Here is a 17,379-nt window from a genome sequence, read left to right on the forward strand (position 1 = left end):
GGCCCTGTGGGGTCAAAAGTATAAGTGTAGTCACTGTTGTAATTGGAAATGGTTGCAGTTCCCGGTCCTTCACAAGTTGCATCAACGACTGACACAGTAGGTTGTGCCGGAATCGGATTAACTGTAATGACAACTTCATTGCTGGCAAAATCATCACAATCGATAATTCGAATCACCCTTCTAAAAGAAGTTGTTTCAGTTAAGCTTCCTATTGAATAATCTCTAGTCTCTATACCTAAATCTGCCCATGTACCGGGTGAACTCTCATATTGCCATTGATAGCTTGTGTCTGCTGCAATAGTAACGTTGTCTGGCACAGTACCAGTAATTGTAGCATTGCCAACGCTACAAAATGTTGTAGTGGTCGTAGAGATACTATTGTTGGTTACATCTGTAGGGCAGGCTTGTACCTCAAAAAATAAATCGTTGGAATTCTTATTTTCAGAATTTTTAATATAGTTTGAAGAGAAAACATTAAACCCTAAAAAGATAAAAGTGATTAATGTCAAGGTAATTTTTTGTTTCATCGTACGTATAAGTTCTGTACAATGTTTGGGCAATACTAAATTACGGAGTTCTCTCCTGAAATAAAATTTCTACCATTCCCAATTTAAGACAATCTGAAATCTTTTTTGTTTTTATAATAATGATTTTTTTGTTTAGAATAAGGCAGCTAGTGTCTGCAGAAATTGGCTGGCTTTTTCACTCAAATCTTCAAAAAATAAGTGTGTGAGTTATTTTTTTATTTTCCGAAAATGTAGACAATTGAAAGCTGTTGTTGCTGATCCAAATAATTCCAATCAACGAGATGAAATGATAAGTTAAAAATTCCTTTTACGTGTTCTCCATTGATAAAATACCAGATTGCATCTGTTCTCCAGTAGCTGTCAACCTGGTAAAAACGGTCGCCGGCTTTAAATTTGTGTCCTTCGCCGGTGCTTAATACCGATTTAATTCCCAGATTCTTATATCGTGCGTTGGCCTCTGCAAAAAGGCTTGCCGCATTTTGAAAGCCATCAGTAACTTTTCTCTCACGGTACATTGAACTTAAAATGCCGGCTTTAATATAACTCTGGATTTGTGAGTTTTCATTGGTTCTGATACCTGCCTGCAATGCATATCCCAAATAATCTTTTACATGATCATCCTGAAGTTTGATTGCCGGCCCGGCATCGTGGTACATTAATAGAAAATTCTGCAGGAAGAGATTTTTATAAACAATTTCACCTGAAAATCCAACGATGAAGTTTTCACGAATTGTGTCTGTTTGACGACTTACCCAGTCGACGAAACCATTTTGGTGTCCCCAATCCCAGCGAACTTCTCCAAACATCCCTTCAATGTTTGGGCGGAAATACAATAAGGTGTCGGTGAGCATAGCAAGTGGAAAATCGATTCGTCCACGGCGCGGAAATGCTCCAAAAAGGAAATCTTTGCTTTCGTCGGAATACTGGTAATATAAAGTGAGTTTTGGTTTGTGGTAATCTAAATCACTTCCAAATTCGAGGAGTTGACTTAGTCCGCCACGAACACGGTGTCCGTCTTTTTCAATCCCAATTTCAAATGCTCCGCGGCTGCCCAGTATACTTTGCGATTCAGCTTTGTTGCTGTTGGAGTATTCCCGGTTATCACCTATTCCTTCGAACAAAACCTGGTATTCAAAATTTTGAGTTCTGCCAATCAAAGCTGATAACACAAAAAGGAAAAAGAGAGATTTTTTCATGATACTTTAGATTTCAGCAGCGAAAGTAATAAAACATCTGAAAACTGTTAACCGCAAGTACATTTTGATTTTTTAGTCGCACAGAATATAATTGTCTTTTCGGGGATTTATAACCAAAACAGGAAGACTTTTGGAATGCCGGATAATCCTTTTTTCGGGTAATCCAACAAGTAAATCCAAAGGTGTAATTGTTGAACTTCCCAAAATGGTAAGAAAATCGATTTCCATCGTGAGTGCCAGTTCCAAAGCTTCATCAGCTACTCCCAGACTGCCTTTTTGGCCTTTAAAAAATTTATGTTGCAGATTAAATTTTTGGTATAGTTTTTTTGTTAATACTACATTTTTAGCCACCCTGTTTTTATTTTCCCTGATTTTATCGTTGGCCGCTACAACAACAATCACGGTGTTGTTAAATCGTCCGAAATAAGATACCCATAATGCACTGTCACTGTTTTCGCTTCGTAGATCGATCGGAAGCACGACGCGTTTATAATCTGGAATTGTTTCTTTCTTTTCATCAACAAAAAGAAACGGAACGGGGCTTTCCGTTAGTGCCGGAGAATATTTTCTGAACTGAGATTTTGCCGCAATAATAAAAATGGCTTCCAGATCGTCGGAAAGTTTTTCAGGTATATCTTTTAGGTGTTCAGAAAGAAGCAGGGTAGAAACTTTTAACCCCGGAATTTCATTTTTAATTGGGGTGGAGTATTCAATAAGTTTTGCTTTAAACTCGCTGTGATTTTTTTTTTGTTTCCCTGAATAGTTGAAACAAAGACACAACTCTTTTTTAAAAATGGTTGCAATTTTAATCCCGTTTAAGATCAGATTCTTGTCTGATGGAAACAAGGACAGAAACACAACTATTTTTTGTTCTTTTTTTTCAGCCATTCTATTTTTGGTCAAAACTAGCGAAATATGCAGGAATATAAAAAGACATATTTTATTTTCAGGGGATAAGTAAAAAATATCAGGATGATTTTTGAGAATCAATGTGAAATATATCAGTGAAGATTGATTGAGAATTCTATAATTTTATGCAGACAAAAATAAGTTGTATGATAAACAGGCAGCTGCTTCAGCCAAAGAGTATTGCAATAGTAGGGGCTTCGAATACAATCTCGAAGCCTGGAGGGAAGATCATTAAAAACCTGATTGATTTTGGTTTTGACGGAGAAATTTATGCAGTAAATCCAAAGGAAACTCAGGTGCAGGGAATCCCTTCGTTTTCATCGGTGGAAGAATTACCATCAGTTGATTTGGCGGTTTTGGCTATTCCTGCAAAATTTTGTTTGGAAACGGTAAAAATTTTAACGGAACAAAACGATACAAAAGCATTTATAATTATTTCAGCCGGTTTTGGTGAAACAGATGATGAAGGTAAAAAACTGGAACAGGAGATTGCTGATATTGTCAATCAAAATAATGCGTGTTTAATCGGTCCGAATTGTATTGGAGTTATGACACCGCAACATGCCAGCGTATTTACTACCCCTGTTCCCAAATTAACTCCCGATGGATGCGACTTTATTTCCGGCTCAGGGGCCACAGCGGTTTTTATCATTGAATCAGGAATACCGAAAGGACTGCGTTTTGCCCATGTTTTTTCAGTTGGAAACAGTGCGCAAACCGGTGTTGAAGACGTGCTTCAGTATCTCGATGAAAATTATGTGGAAGGGCAAAGTTCGAAGGTGAAATTGTTATACATCGAAAATATTGATAATCCGGACAAACTGCTCATTCATGCTTCATCGCTAGTGAATAAAGGTTGCAAAATTGCCGCTATAAAAGCCGGAAGTTCATCAGCGGGAAGCCGGGCTGCTTCGTCACATACAGGAGCGTTGACAAGTTCCGATGCAGCAGTTGAAGCGCTTTTTCGGAAAGCAGGTATTGTTCGTTGTTACGGCCGCGAAGAGTTGACTACGGTGGCCAGTGTGTTTATGTGTAAGGAATTAAAAGGAAGAAAACTGGCGATTGTTACACACGCCGGTGGACCGGGTGTAATGCTTACCGATGCACTGGAAGATGGTGGATTAAAAATCCCGCATATAGGGGAATCTTCCGCTAAAACTATTTTAAAAGAAAAATTATTTCCGAGTTCTTCGGTTGAAAATCCCATTGATTTTTTAGCTACCGGGACAGCGGCGCAGTTGGGTGAGATAATCGATACCTGCGAAAATGATTTTGATGTGGATGGAATGGCTGTAATTTTTGGGAGCCCCGGACTTTTTCCCATACGCGATGTTTATAATTTGCTTTCGGAAAAGATGAAAACCTGCAGGAAACCAATTTATCCCATTTTGCCGTCGTTGATAAATGTAAAAGAAGATGTGGCTCACTTTCTTTCTCACGGAAATGTAAATTTCCCTGACGAAGTTTTGCTTGGCCGCGCACTTACAAAAGTGATAAATACACCCAGACCGGCTCCAAAGGAAGATATGCCCGAATTTGTCAGTAGGGTTAAAATCAGAGAAATTATAGAAAAGGCTGAAAATGGTTATCAGCCGCCCGAAGTCATCCATCGTTTATTCGACGAGGTAGGGATTCCGAGGGTAAAAGAAATTATAGCAAAAACAGAACCAGAGGCAGTTCTGGCTGCTTTGGAAGTTGGTTTTCCGCTGGTAATGAAAGTGGTTGGTCCAATACATAAAACTGATGTAGGCGGCGTCATTTTGAATGTTCGAAATACCAGTGAAGTGCGAAAGGAATTTTACCATTTAAATGAGATTGAAGGCTCAGAAGGTGTTTTGATTGCTCAAATGGCAAGTGGAACAGAATTGTTTTTAGGCGCAAAATATGAGCAGTATTTTGGGCACATTATTTTATGTGGTATGGGCGGAATTTTTGTTGAAGTTTTAAAAGACGTTTCTTCAGGTTTGGCGCCGCTTTCGAAAGAAGAAGCGCTTTCAATGATTAAAAGTCTGAAATCGTATAAAATACTAAAAGGTTACCGGAAACAACCGGGAGTTAATATTTCTCAGTTTGCTGAAATTATAATAAGTTTATCATGGTTGTTACGTTTTGCCACCGAAATAAAAGAACTGGATATCAATCCGCTTTTGGGAAATGAAAATGAAATTCTGGCGGTTGATGCAAGGGTGAGGATTGAAAAGCCCCCATCCCAGCCCTCCCCAAAAGGGTGAAGGAGAAAGAAAAGATACATTTAGTAATACATTTCATCATGAATACTGACTATCAGAATAAGTTTTATACATCAATTTCAAAATATTACTCTGAAATATTTCCGTACAAGCCAGTGCAACTGAATTTTGTGAAAAAAAGGGTAGGGGATTTAGAAGGGAAAGAGATATTGGATATTGGTTGTGCCACTGGCGAGCTGGCCTTTCAATTGGCAAACTGTGGGGCAAAAGTCAAGGGAATAGATTTAAACGAAGATTTACTGGGGCAAGCCAGCTTAAAAAATTCACATCAAAATATTCAATTTAAGTCTGGAAACATGCTCGATTTGGAAAACGATTTTTATCCCGTGCAATTTGATGCTGTTTTGTGTTTTGGAAATACACTGGTTCATCTGAATACAATCAAACTAATAGAGCAGATGTTAAAAGGAGTTTACACTGTATTAAAAGCCGGTGGACACTTTTTGCTGCAGATTTTAAATTACGATTATATTCTCGAACAACAGATTTCGGAACTTCCTGTCATTGAAACGGAAAACATAAAGTTTATTCGTAAATACGGTTTCGAAAACAGTTCTTCGCTTATTTATTTTCAAACCGATTTGGTTCTGAAAAAAGAAAATGAAATCATTTCAAATAAAACTCCGCTTTTGGCTTTAAAAAGTGAGGAATTACATGACTTGCTAAGTCAAACTAATTTTGCTGACATTAAATTGTTTTCCAACTTCAAAATGGAACCGTTTGGCGGAGAACATTTGCCTTTGGTTGCAAGCTGTCGGAAATAAGAATCGGCGAATTCCGATTCATCGAAGAAAGATACAATTGAAATTCGCCTCACCCTTTTCTCCGGTGCAGTTTCCACCATAAATAAACTCCGCTGATTAAAACCAGCAAAATACAAATACCCGCCAGCGGAACGTACAAAATATAAAACGGGCCAACCATGTGTTCAAAAATACGCCCGGTATGAAATTCAAGTGCCGTATTCCAGAGCGACATCGGGGAATTCGTAATAATTTGTTCCGGCATTTCAGGAAACGTTTTTCCGCTAAGTTGAAGGGCTCCCCTGTTATAATCAAACCAAAAGGCTGATTCGTTTCCTTTCACAAGGCCGGCAACCATATTGGCTGCAATAGGGCTTTGCATTCCTTCCGGTGCAACATAGGGCTGTTGTGTGAAAAAGTTGGCCACAACACCGGTTTCTATATTCCACAAAAACATCCCGTTAAACGACCCCACCATATAAATTTTTTCCCCCAACGGTTTAAATACATTACAACCCATAACACTAACAGGCGGCTGCGAAAGGGCTGTTTGCAGCGGTTTAGAAAACGATTCACCGGCAAAATAAAAACCTTCTGAAGTAGAAAAAATATATTGGTGCAAATCATTGTCCCAGTGAACACGCCGGAGTTTGTCGAACCAGGGATTTGGATTATCTAAATGTGTACCCGGAATAATTTCAACCTGTTTGTTGGCGATGGCTATTAAAAGCGGAGGCCGTAAATGCATTCCTGCAAAAGTGTTAATTACCAAGAATAACGCAAAAATATACCCCACAACATTATGCCAGCGCAGGTTTTTCTTTTTTACCGCAACAAAGGAACCAACCTGCTTTTGTTTCTTTTTTCTTTTTTTTATGATTTTAGGGAAAAAGAAATGCAAAAGGCCGGTAACAGAAAGGAAAACGGTAATTACCCCCAGTAAGTCTACTATTAATTTCCCCGGTAATCCAAGCAGTTCGCCACTGTGCAATTGCCAGAAAGTATCGAATAACCCCGTTTTTTCTTTGTAACCAACAGGGGCGGGGAGTTGAATGGTTTCAAAGTTTTTGCCATCGCTACTTTTTAACAAATAATTTCGGGTTAATACAAGCAAGGTATCTCCTTTTAAATTTAAATCTGCTATTCGCTCTTCTCTAACCGGTACATCAACTTGTTCCCAACTATTTTTTTTGGTGTTTCGGGAATATAATCCCATGTGTGTGCCTGCAAAAAGCTGGTTTTTAAACTGTATAACTGAATAAATTTTACGGTTGTCAATTCCTTTGGGAAAACCCTGATTATAATCTGAGAACTCACCAAAATTTCCATCGGTTTCCCAGATTCCAATGTTTCCAAAAACAAGAATTTCATTTTCGCCGGTTTGCAGCGAACCCCTTACTGCCGCCAAATTCCAGTTTTTGTATGTATAATTCGACGGAAGAAATTTTCTTGAAACATCAATTGAAGAAAATGTTCCGCGATGGTTCATTACAATTCCGGAGGTTGCAAATAAAATGGCAAAAAAGGCAATGATAATTGCGGGCCATTTGTGCAGCTTTTTGAATATTTTTAACGCTTTGTTTTTTCTCATTCCTCAACACAATAAAAAAGACAAACATAAAAATTGATTCGCTGTAATCTTGTTTTTGATTATGATTGCATAATCGTTTCACTAACCTTTTAGCTTCACAATTTTACGAATGCCTTTTTAATTCAACATCTATCTAATTCTAACTATTTAATAAATTCCGGTGTAACGGAAAGCATCAGGTATGCCCAGTGGTTTCCGGTTTTGCTGTCACCTCCTTTTAGTATTTCCATACTTTCTCCTGCAAACATAGTAGACCAGCCGGCACTTAATGATGACAATGCATGTAATTTCCAGGAAACGGATAGGTCAAATTCAGTTCCAAGATATTTTTTTGCTTCTTCTGAGATCTGTCCGGCAGAAGCAAAATAATGCAGGTGTATTTGATATGTGATTTTATTTTTTGAACCACTGTATTTTAGATAAGCATCATTCAATCCCACTGAATTTATGTGATTTCCGACAAAGAAGTAATCCATAAAACCATTGAATTTGTGATTGGTTCCGTAAAAAGGTGTAAATGCATAAACTTTATCATTTTTATCGTAGCTGTTTCCTGAAAGATATTCGTAACCAGCACTTAATCCATTATTCATTGATGCCTCAGCTAAAAAATTCAGAGCACTTATATCTTTTCCTGATAAATGTTTTCCGGTTTGATAGTAAAAATTGGCAGCCAGTGAAAATTCATTCGCCGCAGCAGAGAACCTGCCGCCCATGGTTTGACTGTACTTTGTTTTTTGTCCCTCATTTTCCATCACCGGAACTCCGTTGTTCAGTAACAAAATACTCAGTGAATTTTTCTCCCAGGTTTTATTAACCCAAACAAATTGCAGGTCTTTATATGCATCCGGGCCATCATAGAAATTGTCTGTTATTGAACTGTTCTCGTGGTGGGCAATTCCAAAATGGATTTTGAAATCCTTCTCGTATTTTAGCAAAGCCAAATCGTGCGAACGGGCCTGGTGTGCCCAGCCAACGTTTCCAAAAATTCTTGAATCATCATAAACAAGCTCCTGTCTCCCGGCTTTTAATCTGAAGTTTTGAGCAAGTTCAACTTCTGCCCAGGCTTCGTGTACGGAAACAGCGTAATCTTCGTTGGTCACCAGTTGAGGTTGGCTTCCCCAGTACCTTACATCCTGCAGAACCAGTTTTGTTTGGATAATTTCGTTAGAATAAAGTGCACCCAATCGCGAACGCTGTGCTGTTGTAACCGACCAGCTTTGTTCTTCGCCTGACAAGGTCTTGTATCCGTGACTAAATTCAGTTCTTGGCCTGAATTCTCCGTATAGTAAAAATTGTGCTTTAGCTGAATTGACAAGCATTCCCAGAATAATGCCAACGACCAGATATTTATACACATTCATAACTTTCTGTAATAATTGTTAGTTGATGGTAACCACTTCCCACGAATCTTCTCTTTCTTTGGCTTTTTTCATCCATTCAGGTACAACAGATTTCAAAAAATCTTCTTTTTCTGCATTCAGGGTTTTCATATCAAGCCCGATAAATTCCTGTGCTTTTTCTTTTGTTGAAATATCAGGGTAGGGAACCTCTTCGTTAAAACCGAGTTCAGCTAACAACCTGGCCAGTTCAATTCTTGTTTCCTGTGCAATGGTTATCGCCGAAGAAATTACACGACCAATTTCAACAGGCGAATGAAACGACGCTCCGTGACTGGCTGCGGCATAGTCCCAACGCCACTGGGCATGACGAATCCCCTGGAGAATATTCTTCATTTGTTCTTCGGTAGCACCCAGATCCCATGCTTTTTTAGCTTCAATATGTGAGCGAACAATGAGTTCTTCCAGTATATCACGGTTTTCAATTATTTTATCCTGCCGTTCGTAAACATTTGCCATTAATGTTGCAGCTTCTTCACGGTGACAAACCTGGCACGAATTAGCAATATTATTTAAAGGAGACTGCATTTTATGGTCGGTGAATTTTTGTCCTCCCTCACTTTTGTAAGGCATGTGGCAATCGGCACATGAAACACCGCGTTGCGCATGAATTCCGGTCATATACGTTTCGTAACCCGGGTGTTGGGCTTTTAACATAGGTGCCTTGCTAATAGCGTGTGTCCAGTCGCTGAACTCAAGATTGTCGTAATATTCCTCCATCGCTTCTGCTGAGAATCCATTGTCCCATGGAAATGTAAGGTATTGTGCTCCTTCAGCTTTTTCCTTGTCAAAATAGTATTCAACATGACATTGCGCGCAAACCAGTGTGCGCATTTCCTGGTGACTTGCTTTGGTAATATCGCGACCCATACGTTCAAAAGCTTCAATGAGGGCAGGTCTGGTAATTGTCAGATTCATGGTTTTATTATCATGGCAATCAGCACAGCCAATGGGATTTACAACTTCGTGTCCGAGCTCTGCCCATTTACCGGTATAAAATTGAGTCACCCCAATTTCATTCATCAGCCTTGGCACATCCGGACTTTTGCACGTCCAGCAAGTGCTTGGCATAGGCCCGTCTTTTGCTGTTTTTGGTGCGCCGGTTCGCAAAGTATTCTGAACATCGCTAACCGCATAATAATGTCCACGCCCCTGGTTATAATCTTTTGAGAAACCATAACCGGCCCAAAGTACTACTAATCGTGGATCAACTTCAAGCATATCAATCATAGTGCTGCCGTTGTACTTGCTTCTAAACATTGTATCTGCTGTACCGTAATACGATTGAAACTCACGGGGATAATTTTCACCCCAAACTTCATTTCGTGGTTCAAACTCGCTGATTTTGTTTTTTGGAACATTTACAAAAGAAGCCTCTGCTCTTCTTTCTATAATAGAGGAGGCTAACAACCCCAGTAAAAACACGACTGCAATGGTTACTAGAAAAAGAACCCATGTCAGCCTGGGGTTTTTCTCGGTTAGTTTAAAGTTTGAATTCATAATTGAAATATATTTTAGTTGTTATTTATATACTCTTTTATCCAATCAGGAACCGGACTTTCGGGTAGTGGAACCTGCGCGTTGGGAACACTTGATAAACTGTTTACCCTTCCGTGTGGAACTTCGCGGTGGCAATCCCAGCATTTTCTGTCGGTTATATGTTCAAAATGTGCTCTTACTCCTGCTTCCAGCTTGGGATCGTTTAGTAATTTTGAATGACACCTGATACAGTTTTGGTGCACAACCTCAGCGCCTTCTTCCTTAATAAAAATAACCTGTGGCTCTTTTCTCAGGGTAAAAATCGTTGCATGTCGTATCCCGTCTTTTGCTTTGAAGTAATATTTATTGATTACATTATTATGTGGAACATGACAGTCGTTACAATGTGCCACTTCCCGGTGAGAACTATGATTCCAAGTTGCATATTGCGGAGCCATAACATGGCAGTTTGTGCAGGTTGCCGGATTGTCTGATAAGTAGGAGTGGGCTTTTGAAATGTAAAAAATAAAAGAAGTTAATCCGAGAAAAATGCTGCAAACAATTAAAACAGGTAATTTCCATCGGTCGGGTGGTAAAAGTTTTTTCAACATAATTTATTCGGTTGTTTATGTTCAAATTTCAACGTTTTTTTACATATGAGTTGTAACAAATGTTACAATTTGGTAAGTTGTTTCTGTTTATTTAAATCCAGAATAAATAAGCATTCTATGTTATTGAATTATAGTTCTGAGGTTTAATGAAGACGCTTTTGTATTAATTTTGTGGTTCAATATTGAAGCTACAGACAATTCTTTCTATAAAACCAAATTTCAATTTCTAACCATGAAAAGGATAATTTTTTTATTGCTTCTTTGTTTATCTGTAAATGTTTATTCCCAGGGTTTTTTATCTTCTAAAAACATTAAAGTTGACCTTTCGGGTTTTGTTCGAAATGATTTCATTTTTGATTCCAGAAGAAATGTAGATGCCTGTGATCATTTACTCGATCTTTTTCCTCAAATGCCTGAATATGATGTCAACGGAGACGATATCAATGCACAACCCAGCGCCCAGTTTTTGAATACATTTACAAGGTTTGGTACCCGGTTTTCAGGGCTCGAAATAGGGGAAACGCAAATTGGTGCCTATGTTGAAGTCGATTTTACCGGTGGTGCCTCCACCAACAGTTTGCGTTTTAGACATGCTTACACGCAGTTTGTATGGTCAAAAACCAAACTTTTGTTTGGCCGTACCTGGCATCCTACATTTATTGAAAAAGTGTATCCAAGTACTTTGAACGAAAACACAGGTCTTCCTTTTCAGGTTTTTAACCGAAGCCCTCAACTTCGTTTAACACACCAGTTAAACGATCATCTTGACTTAATAGCCGCTGCCGTGTACCAGTTCAAATATTCCAATACCGGACCCGACGGAAAAACCTATCAGTATCAACGCGATGCTATTGTTCCGAATTTACATGCCCAACTTCAGTATTATAACAAAAATTGGGTTTTGGGGACTGCAATCGACTGGAAAATGATTCAACCCAGAACTTCTGCAACAGGCACAAGTGGAACTTTTAAAACTTCTGAAAAATTGAGCACCATGGCTGCAATGGCATACTTGAAATACACAAAAGAAAGATTTGAATTTAAAGCCAAAACCATGTATGGTCAGAATGTTTGCGAAAGTTTACTGCCCAGCGGTTATGCAGTTGCTTCATTAAATAGTACAACAGGTGCAGAAACATATACTCCGTTCAATCATATTTACAATTGGATGAATGTGATTTATGGCGGCGATTGGAAATTTGGTTTTTTTGCAGGATACCTCAAAAATATGGGAACTTCGAAAAATCCTGTCGGACCGTTATACGGATTTGCAACCAATGCTGATATAATGTATAAACTTTCGCCGCAACTGATATACAACTACAAAAATTTTATGTTTGGTATTGAAATAAGTTTAACTACCGTTGCTTATGGCGAGAATGATTACAATGACAAAGCAAAAGTTAAAAACACTGAAAATGTAACAAATTTCAGAAATATGATTTCTGTTGCTTATAAATTCTAAGAATACTTTTTAATTTTACAGGAATTAAAGTTCATTAAGGCTGTCGGAAATATAGAAAAAGGACAGCCTTTTTATGTGAAAAAAATCAAAAAATGGCATACGAAGTATCTGTTTTTCTTGAAAATAAGATTACTCATTTTGAGAAAATAACCAATATCCTTAAAGAGGAGAAAATTAATATTCGGTCGGTTTCCATGAACAGTATTTTGCATGGCTGGGGAGTGTTGCACTTGCTGGTTAACAAACCGGAGAGAGCTTATAAATTGCTTTCGGAAAAAGGGCACTCCGTAGTTTTGCGCGAAGTTATTGCTTTGGAAATGAAAGATGAAACCGGTGGTCTGGATGAGTTGTTGATAAAAATCTCGCGCTCCGGAATTCACATTGAAAGTGCCGACAGCAGGTTGATTGCGGAAACAGGAATGGCTGTTTTAATTTTGGAAGTGCCCGATGTGCTGGAAGCAAAACGAAGACTCGAAATAAACAGTGTTCATTTGCTTGAGGACGATATTGTATATGGAAAATAAATACTTCCGGACTCTAAAGTAAAATCAATAATTTTAATACTAACTTTTTTATATTTTTTTGAATGATTTGGAACAAAAAAATTGAATGTGCTTCGCGAGACGAAATGGCTGCCATTCAATCAGAAAGACTTTTATCTACGGTAAAGCGAATTTATCACAACATACCCAGTTACAGGGCAAAAATGCAGGAAAAAGGGATTTTGCCGGGTGACATAAAAAGTGTAGAGAACTTAAAAGACTTGCCGTTTACCAATAAAACAGATTTACGCGACAACTATCCCTTTGGAATGTTTACGGTTCCGATGAGTGAAATTGTGCGTTTGCATGCCAGTTCAGGTACAACAGGAAAACCAACTGTTGTTGGTTATACCAGAAATGATTTACAAATGTGGGCCGAAGTAGTTACCCGTTCACTTTGTATGGCTGGTGTTCATAAAAACGATATTGTACAGGTGGCCTACGGTTATGGACTGTTTACCGGTGGACTGGGATTGCACTACGGAACTGAAAACCTGGGGGCTACAGTTATTCCGATTTCGGGAGGAAATACAAAAAAACAAATTCAGCTGATGCAGGATTTTGGTTCTTCTGTAATTGCATGTACGCCTTCGTATGCTTTGTTTTTATCGGAAGCACTGCAGGAAATGGGAATAGACCCCGAAAGTTTAAAACTTAGAGTGGGCATTTTTGGCGCCGAACCCTGGAGCGAAAATATGCGGAAAGAAATTGAGGCAAAACTTAAAATAAAAGCCATTGATATTTACGGATTGAGTGAAATCGTTGGGCCCGGAGTCTCGTGTGAATGTACACATCAGGCAGGAATGCACGTTAACGAAGACCATTTTATACCTGAAATTATTGACCCGGAAACATTGCAGCCTGTTCAACCTGGCGAAATCGGTGAATTGGTGTTTAGTACAGTATCCAAAGAAGGTATTCCGATTTTACGATACCGAACCCGTGATTTAACCCGTTTAATTTACGATAAGTGTGAATGTGGCCGTACCCTGGTTCGTATGGAAAAGTGTATGGGACGCAGTGACGATATGCTTATCATTCGTGGTGTGAATGTTTTTCCATCTCAGATCGAAAGTGTGTTGCTTGAAATGAGCGAAACAGAGCCACATTATTTGTTGATTGTTGAACGCCAGGGAACGCTTGATATACTCAAAATAATGGTTGAAGTACAGGAACAATTCTTTTCTGATGAGGTGAGAGAACTGGAAGCGCTTCGTAAAAAAATCAGGAATAATATTCAAAGTACTCTCGGTATCTCTGTTGACGTAAAACTGGTTGAACCAAAGACAATCGAAAGAACCGCCGGAAAGGCCAAACGTGTAATTGATAACCGCAAAATCTGAAAAAATGATAACAAAACAAGTATCTGTTTTTCTCGAAAACAAATCGGGAAGATTAAATGAAGTTACCCAAATATTAAGCGATGCCGAAATTAATATTTCAGCATTTACAATTGCCGATACATCTGATTTTGGAATTTTGCGATTAATCGTTTCCGATCCCGAAAAAGCATGTGAAGTGTTAAAGCAAAACCAGTTTTCGGTAAAAACTACCGAAGTTGTTCTTGCGAAAACACCAAATCAGCCGGGAAGCCTTTCAAAGTTGCTAAAAGTATTGAGCGAAGGTGGTTCATTTATTGAATATATGTATGCATTTTCAATGGAGCAGGATTCGGCTACAATCGTAATTCGCCCGGCCAGTATTAAAAAATGTATGGAGATTCTCCAAAGCAATAAAGACAATTTTCTTTTTCAGGAGGGTGAATTTTTACTCTGATATTAACCGGAAAGAAAGTAAAACTATCGAATTCTGAAATCTTATTTCAGAATTTGTATCTTTGGATTCGTTAAAAATTAATGAATGAAACAAATCGCCGTACAAGGTATCGCCGGGTCTTTTCACGAGGATGCGGCTTTAAAATATTTCAACGAAGAGATTGAGGTTGTTGAATGTAAATCGTTTACAAGTGTTTGTGAATTGATTGATGCAGATAAAGTTGATTATGCCGTAATGGCCATCGAAAATTCGATTGCAGGCAGTTTGCTAAAAAATTACCAGTTGATTCGCGATTTTCACCTTCGTATTATTGGGGAAATTTATCTTCATATTCAGATGAATTTAATGGTTGCGCCGGGAGTTAAAAAACAGGATATTACTGATATTTATTCGCATCCTGTTGCTTTGCAGCAAAGTATGGAGTTTATAGAAAAATATTTTCCAAATGCTAAATTACATGAAGGTTTGGATACGGCTGCAGCGGCCAGATTAATCTGTGATGAAAAACCGAAAAACGCTGCTGCAATTGCCAATCTGAGGGCAGCAGAAATGTATAATCTGGAGATTTTAGAAACAGGTATAGAAAGTAATAAAAAGAATTATACGCGTTTTTTAATTCTCTCAAAGCATGGTAATCCTACCGAGGGGACAAATAAAGCATCTATCTGTTTTGAGGTGGGGCATTTTTATGGTGCGCTGGCTAAAGTGTTAAATATTTTTGCGGAAAACAGAATTAACCTCAACAAAATTCAATCTGTTCCGATTTTGGGGAAACCAAATGAATATACCATTCATGTTGACATTGAATGGGAAAAAACGAAAAATTATGACAAAGCGATTCATCAGGTGTTGAAAAATGCTACAAGTCTTTCAATTTTAGGTGAATACACAAAAGGAGATGTTTATTTACACGATTAAAAAAATAAAATTATAAAACCAAACGATATGAGTAAAATTGCAATTTTCTTTGGACCGTTAAAAGGTGCCGTAAACAGGGTAGCTGATAAAGTTAAAGATGCTATTGGAGAAGAAAAAGTGGAAATGGTTCCGGTGAAAGATGCCACTGTTGCCGATTTGGAAAAATATGATAAAATTATTTTTGGAATTTCAACTGTCGGCAAAGAGACCTGGCATGCAACTTATAATAATGTCGATTGGGCAAAATTTTTACCGGAAATAGGCAAAACAAATTACGAGGGGAAAAAACTCGCAATTTTTGGTTTGGGAGACCATGTTACTTACGCCGCAACTTTTGTTGATCATATTGGATTATTAGCTAAAGAACTTATGGCAAACGGCGGAACTCTTGCGGGGCAAGTTTCTGCTGATGATTATGAATTTGAAGAATCGGAAGCTGTTGAGGATGGCAAATTTTTAGGTTTGCCGGTCGACGAAGATTTTGAACCCGAACTGACAGATGAAAGGGTAAAAAACTGGATTGAGCAGATTCGTCCGGAGTTTGGATTCTAATACATAACTGTAATAAAATCAGATACTGACAGAGCAGATTTCTGATTTGTCGGAGTTTTTATTGTCCCTTCAAATGCATGTTAATTTTAAATACATGAAATATGTCCGGTTCACCGATAGATAAAACAATTGTTGATCAAAAAATAAAAGAACTTCGTATCCCTGAAGTTGGAAAAGCATCAATTCGGGAAATTGTTGCGCTGGTAAATTTAGTTGAAGAAGAAACCGGGGAGAAATATATTCGGATGGAAATGGGGGTTCCAGGTCTTCCGCCGGCAAAAGTGGGAACCGAAGCCGAAATAGACGCATTAAAAAGAGGCGTTGGATCGATTTACCCGATGGTTGACGGAATAAAACCGCTCAAGGAAGAGGCTGCAAAGTTTGTCAGGAATTTTATGAATATCGATGTTCATCCGAAAGGTTGTATTCCAACTGTAGGTTCAATGCAGGGAACTTACGTAGCATTTCTGGCCGCAAATAACATTGATGAAAAAAAGGATACGGCTCTTTTTATTGATCCGGGTTTCCCGGTGCAAAAACAACAGATGCTGGTGCTCGGTCAGAAATATGCAACATTTGACGTATTCAGTTACCGTGGAGAAAAGTTGAGAATTAAGTTGGAAGAGTTTCTTTCAAAAGGGAACATTCATTCCATTATTTATTCTAATCCAAATAATCCGAGCTGGATTTGTTTTACCGAAGACGAATTGAAAATAATTGGTGAACTGGCCAATAAATACGATGTTATCGTAATGGAAGATTTGGCTTATTTTGGTATGGATTTCCGCCGCGATTTATCAGAACCCGGCAAACCTCCTTTCCAGCCAACTGTAGCAAAATACACCAATAATTTTATTCTTTTTATTTCCAGCTCAAAAATATTTTCATATGCAGGTCAGCGAATTGGAGTAATGGTGATTCCTGAATCGTTATTTGACCGCGATTATCCTGTTCTTCAAAAACGTTTTCATAGTACAACTTTTGGAAGTACAATCACATTACGATTGCTCTATTCTATTTCATCAGGAACAAGTCACTCAGCACAATGGGCACTTACCGCCATGCTGAAAGCTGTAAACGAAGGCTCATTTAATTTTGTTGATGATGTGAAAGAATACGGTGAAAAAGCCAAAGTGATGAAACGGCTTTTTCTTGAAAATGGTTTTGATATTGTTTACAAAGAAGACATTGACCAACCCATAGCAGATGGTTTTTATTTTACGATTTCCTATCCCGGGATGACAGGAAATGAGTTGGTGGCTAACCTGATTTATTTTGGAATAAGTGCCATTGCTCTTGACAATACAGGCAGTCTGGAGGAAGGAATCCGTGCCTGTGTTTCGTTTGTAAAACGCGATCAGTTCGAGGAGCTTGAAAAACGGCTAAAAGCATTTAACCAAAACTTTTCAGAAAAATAGGAA

At 38.3% G+C, this 17,379-nt stretch carries 16 protein-coding genes; 9 read left to right on the forward strand and 7 right to left on the reverse strand.

Translation table 11 applies throughout. The features are described from left to right. The 3 genes from K5G00_RS24250 to K5G00_RS24260 form a co-directional block, all read right to left on the reverse strand. On the reverse strand, window positions 1–527 hold a 527-nt coding region (locus K5G00_RS24250; protein ID WP_238769100.1), incomplete at its 3' end, for a hypothetical protein. Window positions 528–742: 215 nt separating this feature from the next. Continuing rightward, window positions 743–1,723, reverse strand: coding sequence for a hypothetical protein (locus K5G00_RS24255; protein ID WP_238769101.1), 981 nt, complete (start codon window positions 1,721–1,723; stop codon window positions 743–745). A gap of 72 nt (window positions 1,724–1,795) precedes the next feature. Then, on the reverse strand, window positions 1,796–2,611 hold the full coding sequence (locus K5G00_RS24260) for a universal stress protein (RefSeq protein WP_238769102.1): 816 nt from the start codon (window positions 2,609–2,611) through the stop codon (window positions 1,796–1,798). A 167-nt stretch (window positions 2,612–2,778) separates the two neighbouring features. Here K5G00_RS24260 and K5G00_RS24265 point away from each other — a divergent pair, with 167 nt between their 5' ends. Together K5G00_RS24265 and K5G00_RS24270 are read left to right on the forward strand one after the other, a co-directional pair. Then, window positions 2,779–4,863, forward strand: coding sequence for an acetate--CoA ligase family protein (locus K5G00_RS24265; RefSeq protein ID WP_238769103.1), 2,085 nt, complete (start codon window positions 2,779–2,781; stop codon window positions 4,861–4,863). Between the two features lie 38 nt (window positions 4,864–4,901). After that, window positions 4,902–5,645: a class I SAM-dependent methyltransferase gene (locus tag K5G00_RS24270; RefSeq protein ID WP_238769104.1), complete on the forward strand. Its 744-nt coding sequence runs from the start codon at window positions 4,902–4,904 to the stop codon at window positions 5,643–5,645. Between the two features lie 49 nt (window positions 5,646–5,694). Here the strand turns inward: K5G00_RS24270 and K5G00_RS24275 are convergent, their stop codons facing one another. The 4 genes from K5G00_RS24275 to nrfH form a co-directional block, all read right to left on the reverse strand. Next, window positions 5,695–7,215, reverse strand: coding sequence for a PepSY-associated TM helix domain-containing protein (locus K5G00_RS24275; RefSeq protein WP_238769105.1), 1,521 nt, complete (start codon window positions 7,213–7,215; stop codon window positions 5,695–5,697). Between the two features lie 143 nt (window positions 7,216–7,358). Continuing rightward, entirely contained in the window at window positions 7,359–8,579 is a 1,221-nt protein-coding gene (locus K5G00_RS24280) for a hypothetical protein (protein WP_238769106.1), read from the reverse strand. A gap of 18 nt (window positions 8,580–8,597) precedes the next feature. Further along, window positions 8,598–10,115, reverse strand: coding sequence for an ammonia-forming cytochrome c nitrite reductase (gene nrfA / locus K5G00_RS24285; protein ID WP_238769107.1), 1,518 nt, complete (start codon window positions 10,113–10,115; stop codon window positions 8,598–8,600). A 14-nt stretch (window positions 10,116–10,129) separates the two neighbouring features. Continuing rightward, complete coding sequence (nrfH, locus tag K5G00_RS24290) at window positions 10,130–10,705, reverse strand: cytochrome c nitrite reductase small subunit (RefSeq protein WP_238769108.1); 576 nt, start codon at window positions 10,703–10,705, stop codon at window positions 10,130–10,132. Window positions 10,706–10,937: 232 nt separating this feature from the next. On the opposite strand from nrfH, the gene K5G00_RS24295 reads away from it, so the two are divergent. From K5G00_RS24295 to K5G00_RS24325, 7 genes are all read left to right on the forward strand, one after another. After that, window positions 10,938–12,170 carry a hypothetical protein gene (locus K5G00_RS24295; protein WP_238769109.1) on the forward strand — a complete coding sequence of 411 codons (1,233 nt, stop codon included), beginning with the start codon at window positions 10,938–10,940 and terminating at the stop codon, window positions 12,168–12,170. 92 nt (window positions 12,171–12,262) lie between these two features. Beyond that, on the forward strand, window positions 12,263–12,694 hold the full coding sequence (locus K5G00_RS24300) for a hypothetical protein (RefSeq protein ID WP_238769110.1): 432 nt from the start codon (window positions 12,263–12,265) through the stop codon (window positions 12,692–12,694). Between the two features lie 62 nt (window positions 12,695–12,756). Continuing rightward, entirely contained in the window at window positions 12,757–14,055 is a 1,299-nt protein-coding gene (locus tag K5G00_RS24305; RefSeq protein ID WP_238769111.1) for a phenylacetate--CoA ligase family protein, read from the forward strand. A gap of 4 nt (window positions 14,056–14,059) precedes the next feature. Further along, window positions 14,060–14,488: an ACT domain-containing protein gene (locus tag K5G00_RS24310; RefSeq protein WP_158871321.1), complete on the forward strand. Its 429-nt coding sequence runs from the start codon at window positions 14,060–14,062 to the stop codon at window positions 14,486–14,488. A gap of 84 nt (window positions 14,489–14,572) precedes the next feature. Next, on the forward strand, window positions 14,573–15,406 hold the full coding sequence (locus K5G00_RS24315; RefSeq protein WP_158871319.1) for a prephenate dehydratase: 834 nt from the start codon (window positions 14,573–14,575) through the stop codon (window positions 15,404–15,406). A gap of 27 nt (window positions 15,407–15,433) precedes the next feature. Then, entirely contained in the window at window positions 15,434–15,958 is a 525-nt protein-coding gene (locus tag K5G00_RS24320) for a flavodoxin (RefSeq protein ID WP_238769112.1), read from the forward strand. A 101-nt stretch (window positions 15,959–16,059) separates the two neighbouring features. Next, window positions 16,060–17,376, forward strand: a complete 1,317-nt coding sequence (locus tag K5G00_RS24325) for an aminotransferase class I/II-fold pyridoxal phosphate-dependent enzyme (RefSeq protein WP_238769113.1) — start codon at window positions 16,060–16,062, stop codon at window positions 17,374–17,376. Window positions 17,377–17,379 lie beyond the last annotated feature (3 nt).

The organism is Maribellus maritimus, assembly GCF_022267315.1.
In the GTDB taxonomy this organism is placed as follows: domain Bacteria; phylum Bacteroidota; class Bacteroidia; order Bacteroidales; family Prolixibacteraceae; genus Draconibacterium; species Draconibacterium maritimum.